Raw genomic sequence first — 24,103 nt, 5'->3', positions numbered from 1 at the left:
GCCGGGATATCCGGCAATGGCCCGTTCTTCCTGCGTCGGGTGCGTAGAAACGCTCGCCTTAGACTATTCGCATCGAGTAATCCGTTGCACGCACGTCTTTGGTCAACGCACCGATCGATACACGATCCACGCCCGTCTCCGCAATCGTCCGCACAGTTTCGAAGTTCACACCGCCCGACACTTCCAGCACCGCCCTCCCTGCTGTGATGCGCACCGCGTCACGCATTGCGTCGAACGAAAAATTGTCCAGCAGAACGGACTGCGCGCCGTGCGCCAAGGCGGCTTCCAGTTGCTCGAGTGTCTCGACTTCTATCTGGATCGATATGCCCGCATTCAGCGCCAGCGCGGCGTCCATCGCCGCTCCCACGCCACCAGCGGCGGCAATGTGGTTTTCCTTGATGAGAATGCCGTCATACAGCGCCAGCCGCTGATTTGCGCCGCCGCCCACGCGCACCGCGTACTTTTGCGCGAGCCGCAGACCCGGCAAAGTCTTGCGTGTATCGAGAATGCGCGTGCTCGTATGAGCGACAGCGTCGACATAGCGGCGCGTTGCGCTCGCCACACCCGACAGCAGTTGCAGGAAATTCAGCGCGTTACGCTCCGCGGTCAGCAACGCACGCACGGGGCCACGCAGCTCGCAAACCGGGGTATCCGCTGCCATGCGATCGCCCTCACGGTAGCGCCACGTCACTTCGATACGCGGATCGACCGCGCGCATGACCGCGTTGAACCACGGCACCCCGCACAGCACAGCGTCCTCGCGCACGATAATGCGCGCCTCGCGCACGTCGTCGGCGGGCACAAGGCGGCCCGTCTGGTCGCCTGTGCCGATATCCTCTGCCAGCGCGTCCGCGACATTGCGCGCCAAGGCGGCGCTGAATGCCACACCGTACTGCGCGTGAATTTCATCGAACAGCGGCGACACCGCCTCGGCCTGCCCGCACTCAACCGCTCCCATTACGCTGCTCCCACGTTCGAATACAGTTGCGCATCGCGCGCGAGATCGCCGCTCGCCTGCACGCGCTTCTTGTGACGCGCCGCGAAATCCAGCATCTGGTCGATCGGCAGACGCGCCCGTTCACCGATCGCACGATCGACGAAAATCTCATTGTGGCCACGCTCGAGCACATCGGCCAGATTGGCCAGGCCGTTCATCGCCATCCACGGACAGTGCGCGCAGCTCTTGCAGGTCGCACTATTGCCGGCCGTTGGCGCGGCAATCAAGACCTTGCCTGGTGCGGCGAGCTGCATCTTGTGCAGGATGCCGAGATCGGTCGCCACGATGAAATGCGTCGCGTCGAGCTTTTGCGCGGCGTCGATCAATTGCGTGGTCGAGCCCACCACATCCGCTTGCGCCACGACGTTGGCCGGCGACTCCGGATGCACCAGCACCTTCGCGCCGGGATATTCGGCACGCAGCAGATCGAGTTCGATGCCCTTGAACTCGTCGTGCACGAGGCATGAGCCCTGCCACAGCAGCATGTCCGCGCCGGTCTTGTTCTGGATATAGCTGCCGAGGTGCCGGTCCGGCGCCCAGATGATTTTTTCGCCACGCGCGTGCAGGTCGGCCACGATCTCCAGTCCGATCGACGACGTCACCATCCAGTCCGCGCGCGCCTTCACCGCCGCGCTCGTGTTCGCATACACGACCACGGTGCGATCCGGGTGTGCGTCGCAAAAAGCCGAGAATTCATCGACCGGGCAGCCAAGATCGAGCGAACAGGTCGCGTCGAGATCCGGCATCAGAATGCGCTTGTCCGGACTCAGGATTTTCGCTGTCTCGCCCATGAAGCGCACACCGGCAACGACCAGTGTCTGCGCTGCGTGATCGCGCCCGAAGCGCGCCATCTCCAGCGAGTCGGCCACGCAGCCGCCGGTCTCGTCGGCAAGCTCCTGCAATTCCGCGTCGACGTAATAGTGCGCGACGAGCACGGCCTTCTCGCGCTCGAGCAACGCGCGGATGCGTGCCTTCAGCGCCACTTTCTCTTCCGCCGACGGCATGGCGGGCACCTTCGCCCACGCCTGCCCGATTCCACAGGTCGTGCCCTGTGCCTGCGGCCGGTCATATTCGACGGTCCTGATCGCCTGCTGCTCCATGATCTCCTCTGCCCTCGCTCTGCCGCCGCGGACTGTCCATCATGAATTGATGGTGTTTCCGTGGCCCAAAAAGCAAAACCCCGCCAACGCGGGGTTTTGTGACGTAACGAGATTTTAATGGATTTCGCTATCAGGCATAACGGCGCAGTCGCAACGCGAATTCCTGCAGTGCCTTAATGCCGCTCTGCTCCGCGCGATGACACCAGTCCTGCAACTGGATCAGCAACTGATCGCGCGACGCATTGGAGCGCTCCCACATTGCCGCCAGTTCGTTGCGCATGTCGATGTAAGTCTTGAGCTTCTGGCTGTTCGCGAAGATTTGCGGCAGCTGGCGCTTCTGCGGCTCGTCGAGACCGGCTTCTTCCTTGTGGAACCAGCTACGTGCGCCGCGCATGACCTGATACTTCTCACGCGCGCCCACTTCCTTCAGATGCGCCAGTTCCTGACGGTAAGCGCGCTTGAGCGCCTTGCCGTAACGGGCCATCACTTCGTAGCGATTGGCCAGCACCGCCTGCAGCGTGTCTTGATCGAGCACCAGCTTGCCGGTGGTCAGACGCGGCGTGGGCGCAACCTTCTTCACCTTGGCGAGGCGGAACGCCGACATGATGCGGATGTACATCCAGCCGATATCGAACTCGTACCACTTGTTCGACAACTTGGCCGACGTCGCATACGTGTGGTGATTATTGTGAAGTTCCTCACCGCCGATGATGATGCCCCACGGGAAAATGTTCGTGCTGGCATCCGACGAATTGAAGTTGCGATAGCCCCAGAAATGCGCGAGGCCGTTGACCACGCCGGCGGCCCAGAACGGAATCCAGACCATCTGGACGGCCCAGATCGTCAGGCCCACAACGCCGAACAGCGCGACGTTCAGCACCATCATCAGGCTCACGCCGAGGATCGGGTACTTGGTGTAGACGTTGCGTTCCATCCAGTCGTTCGGCGTGCCGTGACTGAACTTGCGCATCGTTTCTTCGTTTTTCGCTTCCGTGCGATAGAGTTCTGCGCCTTCGAGCAGCACCTTCCAGATGCCGCGCGTTTGCGGGCTGTGCGGATCTTCTTCCGTTTCGCACTTGGCATGGTGCTTACGGTGAATCGCGGCCCACTGGCCGGTCAGCATGCCGGTGGTCATCCACAGCCAGAAGCGGAAAAAATGACTGACGACCGGATGCAGCTCCAGCGCGCGGTGCGCCTGGCAGCGATGCAGATAGACCGTGACGCCGATGATCGTGACGTGCGTGACAGCCAGCGTGTACAGCACGAGTTGCCACCACGAGAAGTGCAGCAGCCCGTGGGCAAGGAAATCAAGCAAAGAATTCAACAAGGCAATTTACCTGTGGAACGAGAGACACAAGACAAACGCAGGACGCGTGTGTCAAGAAAGTGAAAGCATACAGCGAGGTTGGACGATATTCTACTTGAACCGTTCCAAGTGTTTGTAACAAATAGGGATTTTTTGTGCGGCATCAAGAGGATGAGCGCGCCGAAAGTCTCGTTGAAGACCGGCGGCCGCGCTCAAAACGCCCATCAGCGGGCGCTGTCCGCCTGGTTTGCGGCGGGGGCGGTCATTATTACCGGCTGCGGCATTGCGTCGCTCACATTGCCGACAATTCGCACTTCGCGTTGCGCGAACGGAATCGAGATGTCGTGCTCCGAAAACAGACGCCAGATATTGCGATTGACGGCCGAACGCACGCCCGAGGTGCCCTTCGCCGCGTCCTCGATCCAGAAGCCGAGTTCGAGATTGATGCCGTCCGCGCCGAAACTCGCCAGATAAGGCGTCGGCGCCGGCTCCTGCAGCACGCGCGGCACGCCCTCGGCAGCCTGCGCGAGGAGCGCCATGGCCTGTTCGACGTTGGACGTGTACGCGACCTGCACGGCCAGCTTCGAAAAGCCGCGGGTCAGGTATGACGACTGGTTCTGCACCACGTCAGTAATCAGCTTTTCGTTCGGGATCAGCGTCTCAATGCCGTCCAGCCCGCGCACCACGGTATAGCGCGTGCGGATCTGCGTGACCATGCCCTGCAGGCCGCTCACGTTGATCGTGTCGCCGATCCGCAGCGACCGGTCGATCAGGATGATGAAGCCCGACACATAGTTGCTGGCGATCTTCTGCATGCCGAAACCGAGCCCAACGCCCAGCGCGCCGCCGAACACACCCAGCACCGTGATATCGATGCCGACCAGCGAGAGGCTGATCAGCACCGCCGCCAGCACGAACAGCGCCCGGCCGACCCGCGCCACCACCACCTTCAGATTGGCGTCGAGCGTGGTCGAACGGATCAGGCGGTCTTCGAACGCCGAGCCGAGCCACATCGCGATGATCATCGTCACGCACACCCACATCAGGCCCGTGACGAGCGAGAGCAGCGTCATGTGCGCGTTGGCGATCCGGAAATGGACGCTCGCCATCCAGTCGATCACGTCGTCCTGGATACCCACCACCGTGAGCACCATGGCGATCCAGACAATCAGCGAAACGAACTTTTCGACGAGAAACAGCCACGGATGAGTCTCGCCGTCGTGGCTGAAGACCCGCCTCGCGAAGAAAAACACGATGTAAATCAGGCCTATGCCGAACAGCGGCACCAAGGCCAGGTCGAGCAGCGCCGTATGCATGAACGGGCTCGCGATCGATCGCGCGAGCCAGACGAGACACGCGCCGATCAGCGGGAAGAACGCGCGATTCAGGCTCTCCGCGCCGAAACGCAGCGTCTGATAGCGCGTCTGGCGGCGCAGATCCAGCGCGCGCCGCAACACGCGTGCTAGCAGCCAAGCGAGCGCGAGCGTCCCGAGCAGGACGCCGATCTGCCACAGCATCACCGGCTGGCCGAAGTCGCGCAGCAGGTCGCTGAACATATGGGGGAAAAGACGGTTTTGCATGATGTCGCCGAAATCGCCGGCGCACCGTCAGGCCCTGGGATCGAATCAGTGAACCCGAGAACCCGCGCGCCGGCCAATGCCTGTTGCGCTTAACTCTGACGTTCGAGCACTGCGGCAAAGAAACCGTCGGTTGCGTGGCGGTGCGGCCACAGCGACAGATAATCGCCCATTTCCAGATCGATGCGCTGCTCGGCCAGCACGTCGCGCGCGGGCACGAGGGCGAAGTCCGGATGATCGGCGAGGAACTGCTTCACGACGGCTTCGTTTTCCGCCTCCAGAATCGAGCAGGTGGCGTAGACGAGGCGGCCGCCCTTCTTCACCAGACGGGCCGCGCTGGTGAGAATCGACAGTTGCTTCGGCGTCAGTTCGGCGACCGATTCCGGCGACTGGCGCCACTTCAGGTCGGGGTTGCGGCGCAGCGTGCCCAGGCCGCTGCACGGCGCGTCGACGAGCACGCGGTCGATCTTGCCCGCGAGGCGCTTGATCTTCGAATCGTGTTCGCTGTCGATCAGCACCGGATTCACGTTCGACAACCCGCTGCGCGCGAGGCGCGGCTTGAGTTTGGCGAGGCGCCGCTCGGAGATGTCGAAAGCGTAGAGACGGCCGGTGGAGCGCATCGCCGCGCCCAGCGCCAGCGTCTTGCCGCCCGCGCCGGCGCAAAAGTCGACGATCATCTCGCCGCGCTTGGGCGCGACCAGCGCGCACAGCAACTGGCTGCCTTCGTCCTGCACTTCGAGCCAGCCGTGCTGAAACGCGTCCAGCTTGGTGAGCGGCGGCTTGCCGACCACGCGCACGCCGAACGGCGCGAACGGCGTCGCACCGGCCTCGATGCCCGCCTTCGACAACGCGTTCAACACGTCGTCGCGGCTCGCCTTGATCGGATTCGCGCGCAGATCGAGCGGCGCCGGATAGTTCAGCGCGGCGGCCAGTTGCGCCAGCTCGGCGGCGTCGAACCGCTGGCTGAGCGCCTCGGATATCCACCCGGGCAGATTCAGGCGAATGCGCAGCGGCAGGCTCTCCGGGTCGATCGTCGCGACGTGGTCGAGCCACTTCGACTCCGACTCGGACACGAATGGCTTGAGCGCCGTGCGGCCGGCCGTCTGCATCAGGCCCAGCAGGGCCAGACGGCGCGCCGGGCTGCCGGCGCCGCTTTCGGCCAGATGGGCGAACTCCATCCGGCGGCGCAGCACCGCGAACACCGCCTCGGCGATCACGCCGCGTTCGCCGTGCCCGAGCTTCGGATGCGCGCGGAAGAAACGGCTCGTGGCGGCATCGGCCGGGCCATTCAGCTTCAGGACGTCAGCCAGCAACGTCTCGGTTTGTCCAATCAGGAAACCATGCAATCTCATGCGCCCTCTCCGGCAGTGTGACCGGCAAAGAGCCATTGCGGCTCTGGCGGCGTAAGCGTGACACGCAGGCCGTCGAGAGCCAGACGCCCTTCGACGAACCAGCGCACCGCGCGTGGATAAATAATATGTTCGGTAGCCAGCACGCGTTCGGCGAGCGTGGCGGGCGTGTCGCCGGTTTCGACGGGGACCGCCGACTGCACGACGATCGGCCCATGATCCAGCTGCGACGTGACAAAATGCACGGACGCGCCATGCAGCCGCACGCCGGCGTCGAGCGCCTGCTGGTGGGTTTTCAACCCCGGAAAGCTCGGCAGCAGTGATGGATGCACGTTCAGCATGCGCCCCGCGTAATGATCGACGAAACCGGCCGTGAGCACGCGCATGAACCCGGCGAGCACCACCAGCTCGGGCGCGAAGCCGTCGATCTGCTGGGCCAGCGCGGCGTCGAAGCTGTCTCGGTCGGGAAACTGGCGGTGGTCGACCACCGCGGTGGCAATGCCGTGCGACGCCGCGAACGCAAGGCCCGCGGCGTCAGGACGGTTGGCAATCACGGCGGCGACCTGCGCCGGCCAGCCTTCGGCCGAGCAGGCACGAACGATGGCTTCCATGTTGCTTCCCCGTCCGGAAATCAGGATGACGAGTTTTTTCATCCGCGGATTTTATCATTCGGGGACACCCAAAACCGCGACGCGCCGCCGTCTACTGCGCTGAGCGTTTATAATCGTTTGTTTTGCGGCACCTTGGCCGCCCTACCCCGAACCCGCTATCGTGAGAGTCTTCCGCGGTCTTCCCAATGCTGAAAGCCGTGCGCCCTGCGCACTGACCATCGGCAACTTCGACGGTGTCCACCGCGGCCATCAGGCTTTGCTCGCCCATGTGCGCGCGGCGGCCGATGCGCGCGGCCTGCCCGTCTGCGTGATGACCTTCGAGCCGCACCCGCGCGAATTCTTCAACCCAGCGGGCGCGCCGCCGCGCATCGCGATGCTGCGCGACAAGCTCGAAGCGCTGCGCACCAACGGCGTCGACCGGGTGGTAGTCGAGCACTTCAATCACACGTTCGCGAGCCAGTCGCCGGACACGTTCGTCGAGCGGATCATCGTCAACGGGCTGCACGCGCGCTGGGTCATGATCGGCGACGATTTCCGCTACGGCGCCAAGCGCGCGGGCGACTTCACGTCGCTGCAGGCCGCCGGGCAGCAACACGGTTTCGAAGTCGAGCAGATGGCCACGGTGGCCGATCCGTCGGGCGCGCGCATTTCCAGCTCGGGCGTGCGCGCGGCGCTGGTGGCGGGAGACCTCGACTCGGCGCGCGCCGCGCTGGGCCGAGACTATCTGATCAGCGGCCACGTCGTGCACGGCATGAAGCTCGGCCGCGATCTCGGCTTCCCCACGCTGAACCTGCCGATCGCCCACAAGCGTCCGGCGCTGGCGGGCATTTTCATCGTGCGCGTGCACGGCGTGGCGGACGAACCGTTGCCGGGCGTCGCGAGCCTGGGCCTGCGCCCCACCGTCGACGATTCCGGGCGCGTGCTGCTCGAAGTTCACCTGCTCGACTGGCATGGCGACGCCTATGGCAAACTTGTGCGCGTCGAATTCCTGAAGAAGCTGCGCGACGAGGAAAAGTACGTCGACCTCGAAACGCTGACCGCCGCCATTGCGCGCGACGTCGCCAATGCGCGCGCGTGGTTCGCAGCTGTCGGCGCCGGCACGCCGGGCAGCCGTTCCACCGGCTTCGCCACCTCGGCCACCGACCGAATTAGATAGCCGCCGTGGACCCCGCGTGCGCGCCGAGCGTCGCAGGGTCCCTCGCTGCGCGCATCGAAGGGCGTCCGTGACTCACGCGACATGCCTGCCGGGCGCGCCCAACGCCCTCGCGCATCGTGCGCATTCCGCGCCTCGCTGCGCATAGAAAGAATTCACCGCGACCTCATCATGAGCAACAAGAAAGCCGATTCGAAACCGCAGTCACGCTACCCGGTCAACCTGCTCGACACGCCGTTCCCGATGCGCGGCGACCTGCCCAAGCGCGAGCCGCAATGGGTCAAGGAATGGCAGGAACGCAAGATCTACGAAAAGATCCGCGCCGCCAGCCAGGGCCGCAAGAAGTTCATCCTGCACGACGGCCCGCCGTATGCGAACGGCGACATCCACCTCGGCCACGCGGTGAACAAGATCCTCAAGGACATGATCGTCAAGGCGCGCAATCTGGCGGGCTTCGACGCGGTCTACGTGCCGGGCTGGGACTGCCACGGCATGCCGATCGAAATCCAGATCGAGAAGCAGTTCGGCAAGTCACTGCCGGCCGCCGAAGTCATGCAGAAAGCGCGCGCCTACGCGACCGAGCAGATCGAGAAGCAGAAGGTCGGCTTCCGGCGCCTGGGCGTGCTCGGCGACTGGGACAATCCGTACAAGACCATGAACTTCACGAACGAAGCCGGCGAAATCCGCGCGCTCGCGAAGATCATGGAAAAAGGCTACGTGTTCCGCGGCCTGAAGCCGGTGAACTGGTGTTTCGACTGCGGCTCGGCGCTGGCCGAAGCGGAAGTCGAATACAAGGACAAGACCGATCCGACCATCGACGTGATGTTCAGCTTCGCCGAGCCGGAAAAGACCGCGCAGGCCTTCGGCCTCGCCGCGCTGCCGCGCAACGAAGGCGGCATCGTGATCTGGACCACCACGCCGTGGACCATTCCCGCCAACCAGGCGCTGAACCTGCACCCGGAAATCGTCTACGCGCTGGTCGACACGCCGCGCGGCCTGCTGATCCTCGCCGAAGAGCGCGTTGAAGCCTGCCTGAAGCTGTATGGCCTGGAAGGCACCGTGGTTGCCACCACGCCAGGCGCGAAGCTCGTCAATCTGCGCTTCAACCACCCGCTCGCGCCCGCGCATCCTGGCTACAAGCGCACCGCGCCGGTTTATCTCGGCGACTACGTGACGACCGAAACGGGCACGGGCATCGTGCACTCGTCGCCGGCGTACGGCGTGGAAGACTTCGTGTCGTGCAAGGCACACGGCATGGCCGATTCGGACATCATCAATCCGGTGATGGGCGACGGCCGCTATATCGAGTCGCTCGCGCTGTTCGGCGGCCTGTCGATCTGGGCGGCCAATCCGCAGATCGTCGAAGCGCTGCAAGGCGCCGGCTCCCTGCTGCGCACCGAGAAATTCGCGCACAGCTACATGCACTGCTGGCGCCACAAGACGCCGATCATCTACCGCGCGACGTCGCAGTGGTTCGCCGGCATGGACGTCAAGCCGAACGACACCAACAAGACCCTGCGCGAAACCGCGCTCGAAGGTATCGAAAACACCGCGTTCTATCCGTCGTGGGGCAAGCAGCGCCTCTTCAGCATGATCGCCAACCGGCCGGACTGGACGCTGTCGCGCCAGCGCCAATGGGGTGTGCCGATGGCATTCTTCGTGCACAAGGAAACCGGCGAGCTGCATCCGCGTACGCTGGAATTGCTCGAAGAAGTCGCACAACGCGTCGAGAAGGCCGGCATCGAAGCCTGGCAATCGCTCGACCCGCGCGAGCTGATCGGCGACGACGCCAACATGTACGAAAAGAACCGCGACACGCTGGACGTCTGGTTCGACTCGGGCACCACGCACTGGCACGTGCTGCGCGGCTCGCACAAGGACCAGCTGCAATTCCCGGCCGATCTGTATCTGGAAGGCTCGGACCAGCACCGCGGCTGGTTCCACTCGTCGCTCCTGACCGCCTCGATGCTCGACGGCCGCCCGCCGTACAACGCGCTGCTCACGCACGGCTTCACCGTCGACGGCGAAGGCCGCAAGATGAGCAAGTCGCTCGGCAACGGCATCGACCCCCATGAAGTGGCGAACCGCCTCGGCGCGGAAATCATCCGTCTGTGGATTGCCTCGACCGACTACTCGGGCGAACTGGCCATTTCCGAAGAAATCCTGAAGCGCGTGACAGAAGGCTATCGCCGTATCCGCAACACGCTGCGCTTCCTGCTCGCGAATCTGTCGGATTTCGATTTCGCGCAACACGCCCGTCCGGTGGAAGACTGGCTCGAGATCGACCGCTATGCGGTGGCGCTGTCGGCGAACCTGCAAAACGACGTCCTGTCGCACTACGAGAAGTACGAGTTCCACCCGGTGGTCGCCAAGCTGCAGACGTTCTGCTCGGAAGACCTCGGCGGCTTCTATCTGGACGTGCTGAAAGACCGTCTGTACACCACGGCGGCGGACTCCGTCGCGCGCCGCTCGGCACAGACCGCGCTGTACCACATCGCGCACGGCCTGCTGCGTCTGATGGCGCCGTTCCTGTCGTTCACCGCGGAAGAAGCGTGGAAGGTATTCGCGCCGAACAACGAAACGATCTTCACCGAGACGTATCACGCGTTCCCGGCGGTGCCGGAAGCCGGCGCGCTGCTCGACAAATGGACGCTCCTGCGCGCCGCGCGCAGCGACGTGACGAAGGCGCTGGAAGAAGCGCGCGTGGCGAACCAGATCGGCTCGTCGTTGCAGGCGGAAGTCGAAATCCGCGCGAGCGGCGCCCGTTATGACGCGCTCACGAGCCTCGGCGACGACTTGAAGTTCGTGCTGATCACCTCGGCGGCGAGCGTCGTGAAGGTCGGCAGCGAAGCGGAAGAAGGCGTCGAGGTCATTGCCTCGAAGTATCTGAAGTGCGAGCGCTGCTGGCACTACCGCGCGGACGTCGGCGCGAACGCCGAACACCCCACGCTGTGCGGCCGCTGCTTCAGCAATCTGTTCGGCAACGGTGAAGCCAGGAGCGCGGCATAATGGCGGGAACCATGTCGAAAACCGCTTCGAAATCGTCTGCCGGAAACAGCTCGCTGGCGCCCTGGCTTGGGGTCGCGCTCATCGTCATCCTGTTCGATCAGCTGACGAAAATCGCGGTCCAGAAGGTGTTCGCCTACGGTGTCGCGCATGAGGTCACGTCGTTTTTCAACCTGATCCTCGTGTACAACCGCGGCGCGGCCTTCAGCTTCCTCGCCATGGCGGGCGGCTGGCAGCGCTGGGCGTTCACCGCGCTCGGCGTGGTGGCCGCGCTGGTGATCAGCTACCTGCTCAAACGCCACGGCGGGCAGAAGATGTTTTGCACGGCGCTCTCGCTGATTCTCGGCGGCGCGCTCGGCAATGTGATCGACCGGCTGGCGTACGGCCACGTGATCGACTTCCTCGATTTCCACGTGCGCGCCTGGCACTGGCCGGCGTTCAATCTCGCCGATAGCGCGATCACGGTCGGCGCGATTCTGCTCGTGCTCGACGAATTGCGGCGCGTGCGCCGCACGCACTAACGCCGTAGGGGCCCGCGCTCAGATCGGCGCTGAGGCCCGAGTTGCAAAGGCGCGGCGGCGCGAGACAAAATCTCGCGCCGCCACCCGCCGCCCGCCATCACGCTTTGTCGGAGGCTTTCGTTGGCAACCGCAGAACTCGCAGGAAAACATCTCGTCCTCGGCATGACGGGCGGCATTGCCTGCTACAAGATCGCCGAACTCACGCGTCTGCTGACCAAAGCCGGCGCGACCGTGCAGGTCGTCATGACCGAAGCGGCCACGCAGTTCATCACCCCCGTCACTATGCAGGCGCTGTCTGGCCGTCCGGTCTACACGAGCCAGTGGGACGCGCGGGTGCCGAACAACATGGCGCACATCGATCTGTCGCGTGAAGCGGACGCGATCGTGATTGCCCCCGCCTCCACCGACTTCCTCGCCAAACTCGTCCACGGCATGGCCGACGACCTGCTCTCGACGCTGTGCGTCGCGCGCGATTGTCCGCTGCTCGTAGTGCCGGCCATGAACCGGCAGATGTGGCAGAACCCGGCCACGCAGCGCAACGTCGCGCAACTGCGCGCCGACGGCGTGAGCGTGCTCGGCCCCGATTCCGGCCCGCAGGCGTGCGGCGAAATCGGCGACGGCCGCATGCTCGAAGCCGCGGCCACCTACGAAGCCATTGCCTCGTTCTTCGCACCGAAGATCCTGGCCGGCCGGCGCGTGCTGCTGACTGCCGGACCGACCTTCGAGCCGCTCGATCCGGTCCGCGGCATCACCAACCGCTCCAGCGGCAAGATGGGCTTCGCGCTCGCGCGCGCCGCGCAGCAGGCCGGCGCCGACGTGCATCTGGTCGCCGGTCCGGTCGCCCTTGAGACGCCGTGGGGCGTGCTGCGCGAAGACGTGCAAACGGCCCAGCAGATGCACGATGCCGTGATGGGTTCGGTCGCGAACGCCGACATCTTCATTGGCGTGGCCGCCGTGGCGGATTGGCGTGTCGATCACGCCAGCGAGCATAAAATCAAGAAGACTGCCGGGCACGCGCTGCCGAGCTTTGCCTTCGTCGAAAATCCGGACATTCTGGCTGCGGTCGCGCAACTGCCGCGTCCGCCGTTCACCGTCGGCTTTGCAGCGGAGAGCGGCGACCTCGAAACCCACGGTGAAGAAAAGCGCGTGCGCAAGAAGGTGCCGCTTTTGATCGGCAATCTCGGCCCCCTCACCTTCGGCCTGGACGACAACGAAGTGATCCTGTTCGAAGCAGCTCGCACGACCAGGCTGCCGCGCGCCGACAAGCAGACGCTCGCGCGCGCATTGATCGCGGAAATCGCGAAGCGTCTGCCCGACACAAGTCCAATTCGCTGAGCGGCCGCGGCGGCACATCGACGCGGTCGCCGCCTCCGCGCGAGCGAATTGAGGCATCTGAAGCAGGTCTGACATGACGCTACTATCCGTGCTCGATCAAACGCCCGTGATCGCCGGGCATTCGGTGGCGGACGCGATTGCCGCCACCGTTGAACTCGCGCAACTCGCCGACGACCTCGGCTACACGCGTTACTGGTGTGCCGAGCATCACGGCTTGCGCGGCCTGTCGAATCCCTGCCCCGAGGTGATGCTGGCCCGCCTCGGCAGCGTGACGAAACGCATCCGGCTCGGCTCTGGTGGCGTGATGCTGCCGTACTACAGCCCGTTCAAGGTCGCCGAGCAATTCATGATGCTCGAGGCACTGTTCCCGAATCGTATCGATCTGGGCGTGGGGCGCGCGCCGGGCGGTGACATGGCCACGGCGCAAGCGGTGGCCGCCGGCGCTTACAATTGCGGCGATTTTTTCCCGCAGCAGGTGTCGGATCTGCTCGGCCTGATGCATGGCACGTTGCCCGAAGGTCATCTGGCGCACGGTGTGCTGCTGCAGCCGAAAATCGCGACACGTCCGCAATTGTGGATCCTCGGCTCGAGTGAATTCGGCGGACAGCTCGCCGCCCAGCTCGGCATCCGGTTTTCGTTCGCGCATTTCATCAACGCGCATTTCGGGCAACAGGTGGTGCAGGCCTACCGCGAGCGCTTCAAAGCCAGCCTGGAAGCGCAGAAGCCCTACCTCGCCGCAGCCGTCTTCGTGATCTGCGCGGACACCGAACAGGAAGCCGCCGACCTGGAGAAGGCCGTCGATCTGCGCCGCGTGCAGATGGCCCACGGATTGAATGAGCCGATTCCATCGATCGAACAAGGTCTCGCTCAGGAGTACGGAACACGCGAGCAACTCGTGGTCGACCGTGAAAAGCCTCGCAGTATCATCGGTACGCCGGAAACCGTCACCGAGCGGCTCCATGCGCTGCAGGAGCAGTTCCAGGCCGACGAATTGATCGTGCTCACCGTGGCGGGCAGCTACCGCGCCCGGCTGCGCTCCTATGAACTTCTTGCCGAAGCGTTCCAGACCGGACGCCCGGCCCCTAGCCCTTAACCCTTCGACCCTGCATGAAACTCGACCTGAAGATTCTCGATGCGCGCATGCGCGACCAACTCCCGGCTTACGCCACCACCGGCAGCGCGGGCCTCGACCTGCGCGCCTGCCTCGACGAACCGCTCACGCTGAAGCCAGGCGAAACCGCGCTGGTGCCGACGGGTCTCGCGGTTCACGTTGGCGATCCGGGCTACGCGGCGCTGATTCTGCCGCGTTCGGGCTTGGGGCATAAGCACGGTATCGTGCTGGGCAATCTGGTTGGCCTGATCGACTCCGATTATCAAGGTCAACTGATGATCTCGACGTGGAACCGCGGCCAGACCACATTCGTGCTTAATCCGATGGAACGTCTCGCGCAACTGGTCATCGTGCCGGTGGTGCAGGCCGAGTTCAATATCGTCGACGATTTCGAAACCAGCGAACGTGGAGCTGGCGGTTTCGGCAGCACAGGCAAGCACTGATCGAAGCCGATCGGTGTGCACAAAGAAAAACGGCGCGGGGTTTGAAACCCGCGCCGTTTTTTATAGCGACCGAAAGTTACTCGATTTCCACCGCTTCCGGATTCGGATTGCGCGGCGCCGGATGCTCGTCGAAGGTCAACTGCACCTTGTCTTCCGCATCGACGTCGACCGTCACACGGCCGCCGTTCATCAGCTTGCCGAACAACAGCTCGTCGGCGAGTGCGCGACGGATCGTGTCCTGAATCAGGCGCTGCATTGGCCGCGCGCCCATCAGCGGGTCGAAACCGTGCTTGGCGAGATGCTTGCGCAGCGCGTCGGTGAAGAGCGCGTCGACCTTCTTCTCGTGCAACTGATCTTCCAGCTGCATCAGGAACTTGTCGACCACACGCATGATGATTTCTTCATCGAGCGAGCGGAAGCTGATCGTCGCGTCCAGACGGTTACGGAATTCCGGCGTGAACATGCGCTTGATGTCGACCATTTCGTCGCCGGTTTCGCGGCGGTTCGTGAAGCCGATCACCGATTTGCCCATCGCCTCGGCGCCCGCATTCGTCGTCATGATGATGATGACGTTGCGGAAGTCCGCCTTGCGGCCGTTGTTATCCGTCAGCGTGCCATGGTCCATGACCTGCAGCAGCACGTTGTAGATGTCCGGATGCGCCTTCTCGGTTTCGTCGAGCAGCAGCACGCAATGCGGCTTCTTGGTGACAGCTTCGGTCAGCAAACCGCCCTGGTCGAAACCGACATAGCCCGGCGGCGCGCCGATCAGACGGCTGACCGCGTGACGCTCCATGTATTCCGACATGTCGAAGCGGATCAGCTCGATGCCCAGCGTGAACGCCAGCTGCTTCGCCACTTCGGTCTTGCCGACACCGGTGGGGCCGGAGAACAGGAACGCGCCGATCGGCTTGTCCAGCTTGCCGAGGCCCGCGCGCGCCATCTTGATCGCGGCCGACAGCGCGTCGATGGCCGGGTCTTGCCCGAACACCACGCTCTTCAGGTCGCGATCCAGCGTTTGCAGCTTGCTGCGGTCGTCTTGCGACACGCTTTGCGGCGGCACGCGCGCGATCTTCGAAATGATTTCCTCGATCTCGTTCTTGCCGATCGTCTTCTTCTGCTTCGACTTCGGCAGAATGCGTTGCGCCGCGCCCGCCTCGTCGATCACGTCGATCGCCTTGTCCGGCAGATGACGATCCGTAATGAAGCGCGCCGACAGCTCAGCCGCCGCCGACAGCGCACCCGACGAGTACTTCACGCCGTGGTGCTCTTCGAACCGCGACTTCAGGCCGCGCAGGATCGCCACGGTCTGCTCGACGGTCGGCTCGGTCACGTCGACCTTCTGGAAACGACGCGACAATGCCGCGTCTTTTTCGAAGATGCCGCGATATTCCGTGAACGTGGTCGCGCCGATGCACTTGAGCGTGCCCGACGACAACGCCGGCTTCAGCAGGTTCGACGCGTCCAGCGTGCCGCCCGATGCGGCGCCTGCGCCGATCAGCGTATGAATTTCGTCGATGAACAGGATGGCGTGCGGACGCTCCTTCAATTCCTTGAGGACCGTTTTCAGCCGCTGCTCGAAGTCGCCGCGGTACTTGGTGCCGGCGAGCAGCGCGCCCATGTCGAGCGAATACACCTGCGCATCCGCCAGAATGTCCGGCACTTCGCCGCGCGTGATGCGCCATGCGAGCCCTTCGGCGATCGCCGTCTTGCCGACGCCCGCTTCACCGACTAGCAGCGGATTGTTCTTGCGGCGGCGGCACAGCACCTGCACCACGCGCTCGACTTCCGACTCGCGCCCGATCAGCGGATCGATGCGGCCATCTTTCGCCATCTGGTTCAGGTTCTGGGTGAACTGGGCGAGCGGCGTTTCCTTCTGCGCGGCGGCCTCGTCGGACTCGGCATTCGCGTCGCTCGCTTTCGCGGCGTCCGTGCTGCTCGTCTTGGCGATGCCGTGCGAGATGAAATTCACCACATCGAGGCGCGTCACGCCCTGCTGCTGCAGGTAGTACACCGCGTGTGAGTCTTTCTCACCGAAGATTGCCACCAGCACATTCGCGCCAGTCACTTCCTTCTTGCCATTCGAGGTGGACTGCACATGCATGATCGCGCGCTGGATCACACGCTGGAAACCCAGCGTGGGCTGCGTGTCGACGTCGTCCGTGCCCGGCACGGTCGGCGTGTTGTCATGAATGAAGTTGCGCAGGTTCTGGCGCAGATCCTCGATATTGGCCGCGCATGCACGCAACACCTCCGCCGCTGTCGGATTGTCCAACAGTGCCAGCAAAAGATGTTCGACCGTTATGAACTCGTGCCGCGCCTGGCGTGCTTCCATGAACGCCATGTGCAGGCTGACTTCCAGTTCCTGGGCAATCATGCTTCCTCCATCACACACTGCAGCGGATGCCCGGCCTGCCGTGCGTGGGTAACGACTTGCTCGACTTTGGTCGACGCGATGTCCCGCGTATAGACCCCACAAACTCCCCTGCCTTCGCGATGCACCTTCAACATGACCTGCGTTGCGGTTTCACGATCTTTATTGAAATATTCCTGCACGACCATCACGACAAATTCCATTGGCGTGAAGTCGTCATTCAGCAGCACCACCTTGTACATGGATGGCGGCTTGAGCTTTTTCTCCTGCCGCTCCAGTACGGTGCCGTCCTGCTTGTCCGGGATAATCGCCATACACCCATTCTAAACAACTAGGACAGGCCCGCAATCCTGTCAAAACCCGGCCGACCGGCCGGTGATCCTGTTCGCCGCCGCCTGATGGGTGATTACCCTCCATGCGCGCGCCAATACGACGAGCCGCTTGCGGAGCCGGCCCCTATCCTGTGATGCATTGCGGTCGTGTTGCACCGCAGCCGGATCGAGTATCGCACAACCTGCCGCGGCTAGCTGAGGGGCTGCCCGCGCCGCCTGGCGGCGGGCAACCCGCAGAACACCATGTGAGTCGATTATGCGACTTTTCAAGACGCCTCGCTTGCGCAACCGCACATAACGAAAGCGGGAAAAACCCTGGAAAGTGCTGGTTTGCAACTCGACAACGGCATCTCAAAATTTTCTTGACACCCGAATAAAGAGCCCCAACAATCAAGCTGGCACTTTTTTCACCAAGCCATAATTTCGAAAAAATGCCGATGGTGAGCTTGTGAGGAGGGAGCGGCTGCACCGCGCGGTCGCCGAGCTTTTCGAGGGCTCGTGGTAGTGATATGAGTTACAGGGGAAGTTGGAAATGGCAACTGGTACGGTCAAATGGTTCAATGACGCAAAAGGTTTCGGATTCATCACGCCTGACGAAGGCGGCGAGGATCTGTTTGCACACTTCTCGGCCATCCAGATGAATGGGTTCAAGACCCTCAAGGAAGGCCAAAAGGTGACCTTCGAGGTCGTGCAAGGCCCGAAAGGCAAACAGGCATCGAACATCCAGGCACCCGCCTGATACTGGTCGATACCCGTCCTTTGAAACCCGGCTTCGCGCCGGGTTTCTTTTTTCTGGCGCGGGCCCAGCGCACGACGCAAGCGGCCAGCCAGAAACAGACAACCCCGGCCGCCTCGCGGCGCCGGGGTTGTTGATGCTAACCGGGCCAGCCCGGCGCGCGCCGCTTACATGTTTTCGATCAGCACCTGGCCGAAACCGGAGCACGAGACCTGCGTGGCCCCTTCCATCAGGCGCGCGAAGTCGTACGTGACGCGCTTTTGCAGAATCGACTTTTCCATTGACTTGATGATCAGGTCGGCCGCCTCGAACCAGCCCATGTGGCGCAGCATCATTTCCGCCGAGAGAATCTCAGACCCCGGATTCACGTAGTCCTTGCCCGCATACTTCGGCGCCGTGCCGTGCGTGGCCTCGAACATCGCGACCGAATCCGACAGGTTCGCACCCGGTGCGATACCGATACCGCCGACTTGCGCGGCCAGCGCGTCCGACACATAGTCGCCATTCAGGTTCAGCGTGGCGATCACGTCGTATTCGGCCGGACGCAACAGGATCTGCTGCAGGAACGCGTCGGCAATCACGTCCTTGATCACGACATCGCTGCCCGTTTTCGGGTTCTTGACCTTCATCCACGGACCACCGTCGATCAGCTCCGCGGCGAATTCCTTTTGCGCCAGCGCATAGCCGTAGTCACGGAAGGCGCCTTCCGTGAACTTCATGATGTTGCCCTTGTGCACCAGCGTGACCGAGCGGCGATCGTTGTCGATCGCGTACTGAATCGCCTTGCGCACCAGACGCTCCGTTCCCTCCCGCGACACCGGCTTGATGCCGATGCCCGACGATTCCGGGAAGCGGATCTTCTTCACGCCCATCTCTTCGCGCAGGAATTTGATGACCTTCTTCGCCTGTTCCGATTCGGCCGGCCATTCGATACCCGCGTAGATGTCTTCCGAGTTCTCGCGGAAGATCACCATATTGGTCTTCTCGGGTTCACGCACCGGTGAGGGCACGCCCTTGAAGTACTGCACCGGACGCAAACACACGTAGAGGTCGAGTTCCTGGCGCAGCGCCACGTTCAGCGAACGGATACCGCCACCCACCGGCGTGGTCAGCGGCCCCTTGATCGACACGACGTATTCCTTGAGCACCTGCAGCGTCTCTTCCGGCAGCCACACGTCCGGACCGTACACCTTGGTCGACTTCTCGCCGGCGTAGATTTCCATCCAGTGGATTTTCTTCTTGCCCGCGTACGCTTTTTCTACTGCGGCATCCACCACCTTGATCATGACCGGGGTGATGTCGAGGCCCGTGCCGTCGCCTTCGATGAACGGAATGATCGGCTGGTCGGAAACGTTGAGCGAGAAATCGGCGTTGACAGTGATCTTGTCACCGCCCGTCGGAACCTTGATGTGCTGATACGGCATGATCGGACTCCAGTGAAGGCTGTGCTGAAAGCTGATGGGAGACTGCGAAAATGGGCGCTCCTCGCTACGCGCGCCATGCCGGACGCCTGCAAGCGGCCTGGCCGCTATTCTAGCCCACACGGGCGCCGCAACGAGGCTGCGGCGGCTCGGGGTTTTCCAACATGAAAAGGCAAAGCAGCAAGGCATGATTCTTATATCTTATATAAGACATAAGAATCGTAGCGGCGTATTATGCTTTATTATCCCGCCCTTGACTATCTGACTGCCGGCCAGGCCTCTTGCCGGGACCTCGGCGGCATCGCCCGCCCCGGCCTGCACCGCGACTTTATCCATTGCTCCATGACCCTTCTCGCCCTGAACAAACCGTTCGGCACCATCTGCCAGTTTTCGCCGCACGAGACGCGCGCGTCGCTGGCCGACTGGGTCAAGGCGCCTGGCGTCTATCCCGCGGGCCGGCTCGATTCCGATAGCGAAGGCCTGCTGCTTCTCACCGACGACGGCGCGCTGCAGGCGCGCATCGCCGAGCCGCGTCACAAGCTTGTCAAACGCTACTGGGCGCAAGTGGAAGGCGCGGTCGATGCGGCTGCGCTCGGCAAACTCGCGCGTGGAGTCGACCTCGGCGACTATGTGACGCAGCCCTGCCGCGCCGACTATGTGTAACCGGCCGACACACTCTGGACACGCACGCCGCCGATTCGCTATCGCGCGGCGATACCGACCACGTGGATCGAGTTGTCGATCACGGAAGGCAAGAACCGCCAGGTGCGCCGCATGACCGCGGCAGTCGGATTTCCGACGCTGCGCCTTGTGCGCGTCGGCATCGGCGCGCTCGACATTTTTTCGCTCGGGCTGCAGCCGGGCGAAAGCGTCGAATTGCCGCCGAAGGCCCCTTGGCAAGGCATGGCCTAAACACGCCCGCGGGGCACGCACAGCTCGCCTAGAATCTGCGCCGAACCTCTATTTCATACTGCGAATTAATGCGCTAACTCGTTGTATCAACAAACAAAGTCGCGCGTGAAACCATTATAAAAACCGCGTGAAACAATTACGGGCACAGCCATTGCGCCGCCCCTCATCGGCATCTGTGCGCCGGCAAATAAATTTTCCAGAAAATTTGCGTCAACCGGTGCGCGAGTTCAGGCGTTATTCCACGCAGATGCCGCCCGAAGCTATCCGGCATTCAGCCTTAAGGGCCTTTGCACAAGCCGCTCGCGCGGCAAACGCGGGGAGTCTGAGCGCTAACGCAGACGTGTCGAAAAATTGTTCGATGCGGCTGTCAACCGAAAGGTGGATGGCACGTTTACCGACATGACTCCACATATAACCGGGTCATTTGGTTAATTAACTAAAGCTGAGGATTTACAAAATGAACAAACTGATCGCCGCTCTGGTCGCTGGCCTCTTCGCAACGGCAGCATTCGCACAAGCTTCGGCACCGGCAGCTCCGGCAGCAGCTTCGGCAGCTCCGGCAGCAGCAGCTTCGTCGGCAAAGAAGACCACGAAGCACGCTCACAAGAAGTCGCACAAGAAGGCAGCAGCAGCTGCTGCAGCTTCGGGCGCTTCGGAGTAAGTTTGTTGTAAAAACGCAGTCAAGAACACGCTTCATTGCCGTTCTTACGGCGTTGAAAGGCAGATCACCGCAAGGCGATCTGCCTTTTTGTTTTTGACGCGCTCGCGTAACATTCGCGGGTTAAATTCCAGCAAGGAGTCATGTCGTGCGATTTCCCCTGCGCTCGTTGATTGCGCGTTTCGCTGTTGCCGTTGTGCTGCCGCTCGCTGCGTTGTCCGCGGTGTCGATTACCGCCGCCACCGCTGCTCACGCGCAGCAGATGCCGGCCGGCGCCAAACAGCCTGGCGAATTCCCGCGCGCCAAGCTAACCGCCGGCATGTTCGTGATCGACGCCGCGGTTGCCGCGAACGACGCGGACCGCGAGCAAGGTCTCATGTATCGCACGAACCTCGCACCGAACGAAGGCATGCTGTTCGTTTTCAATGAAAACGCGGTGCATTGCTTCTGGATGAAGAACACGCTGATCCCGCTGTCGATTGCGTTCATGCGCGCCGACGGCACGGTCACCGACATCGACGAGATGCAGGCCGAGACCACCAACAATCACTGCCCGAAGAACAACGGCGTGTACGCGTTGGAGATGAGCAAAGGCTGGTTCACGTCGAAAGGCATCAAACCGGGCATGAAGATTCAGGGCTTGCCGGCCGCGCAATAAATCGCGCCGCCACGGCGGCGAGCGCTGCCGCTTCGTCCCACCGCTTCCGGAAAGCCGGTGCCTTGTCATGAGGCACCGGCTTTTTTTCGTCGACGCGCCGCAAAGCGCGGTATTGCGCCGTATCGAAGCCTGCCGTCGCGCCCCTCGAAACCTTGCCAGCAGCCGCTCGCGGCCGATTGGCAAGATTCCAGCAAAAGTCGGGCCGACGAGCTATCCTAGTAATCCTGGTCGAACAGCGACCAGGCTCCCCGGGCGGCATGGATTGCCGCCCGGCAAGCGTTTCAGGCGCGCTATTCCAAGGAGGTTCACGTGCCCCGCAAGACTCCCATCGAGCGCTACCGGAATATCGGCATCAGCGCTCACATCGATGCCGGCAAAACCACCACCACTGAACGCATCCTGTTCTACACCGGCGTGACCCACAAGATCGGCGAGGTTCACGACGGTGCGGCGACGATGGACTGGATGGAACAGGAGCAGGAGCGCGGCATCACGATCACGTCGGCTGCCACCACCGCCTTCTGGAAAGGCATGGCCGGCAACTATCCCGAACACCGGATCAACATCATCGACACTCCGGGCCACGTCGACTTCACGATCGAGGTGGAGCGCTCCATGCGCGTGCTCGACGGCGCGTGCATGGTGTACGACTCGGTCGGCGGCGTGCAGCCGCAGTCGGAAACCGTGTGGCGTCAGGCGAACAAGTACAAGGTGCCGCGCATTGCGTTCGTCAACAAGATGGACCGCGTGGGCGCGGACTTTTTCCGCGTGCAGCGGCAGATCGGCGATCGCCTGAAAGGCGTCGCGGTACCGATCCAGATTCCGATCGGCGCCGAGGAGCACTTCCAGGGCGTGGTCGACCTCGTCAAGATGAAGGCGATCTTCTGGGACGAAGAGAACCAGGGCATCAAGTTCGAATACCGCGACATTCCGGATGAACTCGCCGCCACGGCGAAGGAATGGCACGACAAGATGGTCGAGTCCGCCGCCGAGGCAAACGAGGAACTGCTCGACAAATACCTGCACGGTGGCGCGCTCACCGAAGAAGAGATCAAGCACGGCCTGCGCACGCGCACCATCGCCAATGAAATCGTGCCGATGCTGTGCGGCAGCGCGTTCAAGAACAAAGGCGTGCAGGCCATGCTCGACGCGGTGATCGACTATCTGCCTTCGCCGGTCGACGTGCCCGCCATCACCGGTCACGACGAGCACGACAACGAGATCGAGCGTCATCCGAACGACAACGATCCGTTCTCGGCGCTCGCCTTCAAGATCATGACCGACCCGTTCGTCGGCCAGCTGATTTTCTTCCGCGTGTATTCGGGCGTGGTGAATTCCGGCGACACGGTCTACAACGCGGTCAAGGAAAAGAAGGAGCGTCTCGGCCGGATCCTGCAGATGCACGCCAACGAGCGCAAGGAAATCAAGGAAGTCTACGCGGGCGACATCGCCGCGGCCGTCGGCCTGAAAGAAGCGACCACGGGCGATACGTTGTGCGACCCGAACAACGTGATCATCCTTGAAAAAATGATCTTCCCGGAGCCGGTGATCTCGCAGGCCGTCGAGCCGAAGACCAAGGTCGACCAGGAAAAAATGGGCATCGCGCTGAACCGTCTTGCCCAGGAAGACCCGTCGTTCCGTGTGCAGACGGACGAAGAATCCGGCCAGACGATCATCTCCGGCATGGGCGAGCTGCACCTGGAAATTCTGGTCGACCGCATGAAGCGCGAGTTCGGTGTCGAGGCCACGGTCGGCAAACCGCAGGTGGCGTATCGCGAAACGGTGCGCAACAAGGTCGAAGAGGTCGAAGGCAAGTTCGTCAAGCAGTCGGGCGGCCGCGGCCAGTACGGCCACGCGGTGATCACGCTGGAGCCGGCGGCGCAGGGCAAGGGCTACGAGTTCGTCGACGCGATCAAGGGCGGCGTGATTCCGCGCGAATACATTCCGGCGGTCGACAAGGGCATCGTCGAAACGCTGAAGGCCGGCGTACTGGCAGGCTATCCGGTGGTCGACGTGAAGGTGACGCTGACCTTCGGCTCGTACCACGACGTCGACTCGAACGAAAACGCGTTCCGCATGGCCGGCTCCATGGCATTCAAGGAAGCCATGCGCAAGGCCAAGCCGGTGCTGCTCGAACCCATGATGGCGGTTGAAGTGGAAACGCCGGAAGACTTCATGGGCAACGTGATGGGCGACCTGTCGAGCCGTCGCGGACTCGTGCAAGGCATGGAAGACATCGCGGGCGGCGGCGGCAAGCTGGTGCGCGCGGAAGTGCCGCTCGCGGAAATGTTCGGCTACTCGACATCGCTGCGCTCGGCCACCCAGGGCCGCGCGACCTACACGATGGAGTTCAAGCACTACGCCGAAACGCCGAACAACGTTGCCGAAGCGGTAATCAACGCCAAGCACAAGTAAGCACCGCGCAGCAGGCGGATCACACAAGCAACTCGAAGCCCGTCCCCTGTGGACGGGCTTTTTTTTGGTCCGCTGCACTGCACACAGAGCT

The 24,103-nt window shown here is 62.9% G+C and carries 19 protein-coding genes and 1 pseudogene; 11 read left to right on the top strand and 9 right to left on the bottom strand.

Annotation, left to right across the window (positions count from 1 at the left end):
- Positions 1-58: 58 nt before the first annotated feature.
- The 6 genes from nadC to purN all read right to left on the bottom strand — a co-directional run bounded on the left by nadC (position 59) and on the right by purN (position 6,982).
- Positions 59-958 carry a carboxylating nicotinate-nucleotide diphosphorylase gene (gene nadC, locus A6V37_RS22675; protein ID WP_064268658.1) on the bottom strand — a complete coding sequence of 300 codons (900 nt, stop codon included), beginning with the start codon at positions 956-958 and terminating at the stop codon, positions 59-61.
- Positions 958-2,097, bottom strand: a complete 1,140-nt coding sequence (nadA, locus tag A6V37_RS22670; RefSeq protein ID WP_064268659.1) for a quinolinate synthase NadA — start codon at positions 2,095-2,097, stop codon at positions 958-960. The genes nadC and nadA overlap by 1 nt, the downstream gene beginning before the upstream one ends.
- A 130-nt stretch (positions 2,098-2,227) precedes the next feature.
- Positions 2,228-3,424: a DesA family fatty acid desaturase gene (locus A6V37_RS22665; RefSeq protein WP_064268660.1), complete on the bottom strand. Its 1,197-nt coding sequence runs from the start codon at positions 3,422-3,424 to the stop codon at positions 2,228-2,230.
- 203 nt (positions 3,425-3,627) lie between these two features.
- Positions 3,628-4,983 (bottom strand): mechanosensitive ion channel family protein, encoded by a 1,356-nt coding sequence (locus A6V37_RS22660; RefSeq protein ID WP_075643539.1) that lies wholly within the window; start codon positions 4,981-4,983, stop codon positions 3,628-3,630.
- 89 nt (positions 4,984-5,072) lie between these two features.
- On the bottom strand, positions 5,073-6,332 hold the full coding sequence (locus A6V37_RS22655; RefSeq protein WP_064268662.1) for an RsmB/NOP family class I SAM-dependent RNA methyltransferase: 1,260 nt from the start codon (positions 6,330-6,332) through the stop codon (positions 5,073-5,075).
- On the bottom strand, positions 6,329-6,982 hold the full coding sequence (gene purN, locus A6V37_RS22650) for a phosphoribosylglycinamide formyltransferase (RefSeq protein ID WP_064268663.1): 654 nt from the start codon (positions 6,980-6,982) through the stop codon (positions 6,329-6,331). Before purN ends, A6V37_RS22655 begins: the two co-directional genes overlap by 4 nt.
- Positions 6,983-7,100: 118 nt before the next feature.
- Here purN and A6V37_RS22645 point away from each other — a divergent pair, with 118 nt between their 5' ends.
- The 6 genes from A6V37_RS22645 (at position 7,101) to dut (ending at position 14,509) form a co-directional block, all read left to right on the top strand.
- On the top strand, positions 7,101-8,096 hold the full coding sequence (locus A6V37_RS22645; RefSeq protein WP_064268664.1) for a bifunctional riboflavin kinase/FAD synthetase: 996 nt from the start codon (positions 7,101-7,103) through the stop codon (positions 8,094-8,096).
- A gap of 168 nt (positions 8,097-8,264) precedes the next feature.
- Positions 8,265-11,102, top strand: a complete 2,838-nt coding sequence (ileS, locus tag A6V37_RS22640) for an isoleucine--tRNA ligase (protein ID WP_064286369.1) — start codon at positions 8,265-8,267, stop codon at positions 11,100-11,102.
- An 11-nt stretch (positions 11,103-11,113) separates the two neighbouring features.
- Positions 11,114-11,620 carry a signal peptidase II gene (gene lspA, locus A6V37_RS22635; RefSeq protein WP_064268914.1) on the top strand — a complete coding sequence of 169 codons (507 nt, stop codon included), beginning with the start codon at positions 11,114-11,116 and terminating at the stop codon, positions 11,618-11,620.
- Between the two features lie 120 nt (positions 11,621-11,740).
- Positions 11,741-12,955 (top strand): bifunctional phosphopantothenoylcysteine decarboxylase/phosphopantothenate--cysteine ligase CoaBC, encoded by a 1,215-nt coding sequence (gene coaBC, locus A6V37_RS22630; RefSeq protein WP_064286368.1) that lies wholly within the window; start codon positions 11,741-11,743, stop codon positions 12,953-12,955.
- Positions 12,956-13,028: 73 nt separating this feature from the next.
- Entirely contained in the window at positions 13,029-14,048 is a 1,020-nt protein-coding gene (locus A6V37_RS22625) for an LLM class flavin-dependent oxidoreductase (RefSeq protein ID WP_064268667.1), read from the top strand.
- A gap of 14 nt (positions 14,049-14,062) precedes the next feature.
- Positions 14,063-14,509 (top strand): dUTP diphosphatase, encoded by a 447-nt coding sequence (gene dut / locus A6V37_RS22620; protein ID WP_064268668.1) that lies wholly within the window; start codon positions 14,063-14,065, stop codon positions 14,507-14,509.
- A 76-nt stretch (positions 14,510-14,585) separates the two neighbouring features.
- On the opposite strand, the gene clpA is transcribed toward dut, so the two are convergent.
- Both clpA and clpS read right to left on the bottom strand, forming a co-directional pair.
- Entirely contained in the window at positions 14,586-16,883 is a 2,298-nt protein-coding gene (clpA, locus tag A6V37_RS22615; RefSeq protein ID WP_064286367.1) for an ATP-dependent Clp protease ATP-binding subunit ClpA, read from the bottom strand.
- The gene (gene clpS, locus A6V37_RS22610) at positions 16,880-17,194 is read right to left on the bottom strand and encodes an ATP-dependent Clp protease adapter ClpS (protein WP_012434130.1); all 315 of its coding nucleotides are present in this window, start codon (positions 17,192-17,194) and stop codon (positions 16,880-16,882) included. The genes clpA and clpS overlap by 4 nt, the downstream gene beginning before the upstream one ends.
- A 550-nt stretch (positions 17,195-17,744) precedes the next feature.
- On the opposite strand from clpS, the gene A6V37_RS22605 reads away from it, so the two are divergent.
- Entirely contained in the window at positions 17,745-17,951 is a 207-nt protein-coding gene (locus A6V37_RS22605; RefSeq protein WP_007180614.1) for a cold-shock protein, read from the top strand.
- A gap of 164 nt (positions 17,952-18,115) precedes the next feature.
- On the opposite strand, the gene icd is transcribed toward A6V37_RS22605, so the two are convergent.
- Positions 18,116-19,372 (bottom strand): NADP-dependent isocitrate dehydrogenase, encoded by a 1,257-nt coding sequence (gene icd / locus A6V37_RS22600; protein ID WP_064268670.1) that lies wholly within the window; start codon positions 19,370-19,372, stop codon positions 18,116-18,118.
- A 339-nt stretch (positions 19,373-19,711) separates the two neighbouring features.
- Between icd and A6V37_RS22595 the strand changes: the two are divergent.
- The 4 genes and pseudogenes from A6V37_RS22595 (at position 19,712) to fusA (ending at position 24,012) form a co-directional block, all read left to right on the top strand.
- A pseudogene (locus tag A6V37_RS22595) lies at positions 19,712-20,281 on the top strand (pseudouridine synthase).
- 457 nt (positions 20,282-20,738) lie between these two features.
- The gene (locus A6V37_RS39410; RefSeq protein ID WP_075643538.1) at positions 20,739-20,942 is read left to right on the top strand and encodes a hypothetical protein; all 204 of its coding nucleotides are present in this window, start codon (positions 20,739-20,741) and stop codon (positions 20,940-20,942) included.
- A gap of 145 nt (positions 20,943-21,087) precedes the next feature.
- A complete protein-coding gene (locus tag A6V37_RS22590) occupies positions 21,088-21,597 on the top strand; it encodes a DUF192 domain-containing protein (RefSeq protein WP_064268672.1) in 510 nt (169 codons plus the stop codon).
- 309 nt (positions 21,598-21,906) lie between these two features.
- Positions 21,907-24,012: an elongation factor G gene (gene fusA, locus A6V37_RS22585; RefSeq protein WP_064286366.1), complete on the top strand. Its 2,106-nt coding sequence runs from the start codon at positions 21,907-21,909 to the stop codon at positions 24,010-24,012.
- Positions 24,013-24,103 lie beyond the last annotated feature (91 nt).

Origin of the sequence: Paraburkholderia ginsengiterrae (assembly GCF_001645125.1) — a bacterium.
GTDB classification, from domain to species: domain Bacteria; phylum Pseudomonadota; class Gammaproteobacteria; order Burkholderiales; family Burkholderiaceae; genus Paraburkholderia; species Paraburkholderia ginsengiterrae.
The sequence above is the reverse complement of the archived record's forward strand: the minus strand, read 5'-3'. Positions and strand labels throughout refer to the sequence as shown.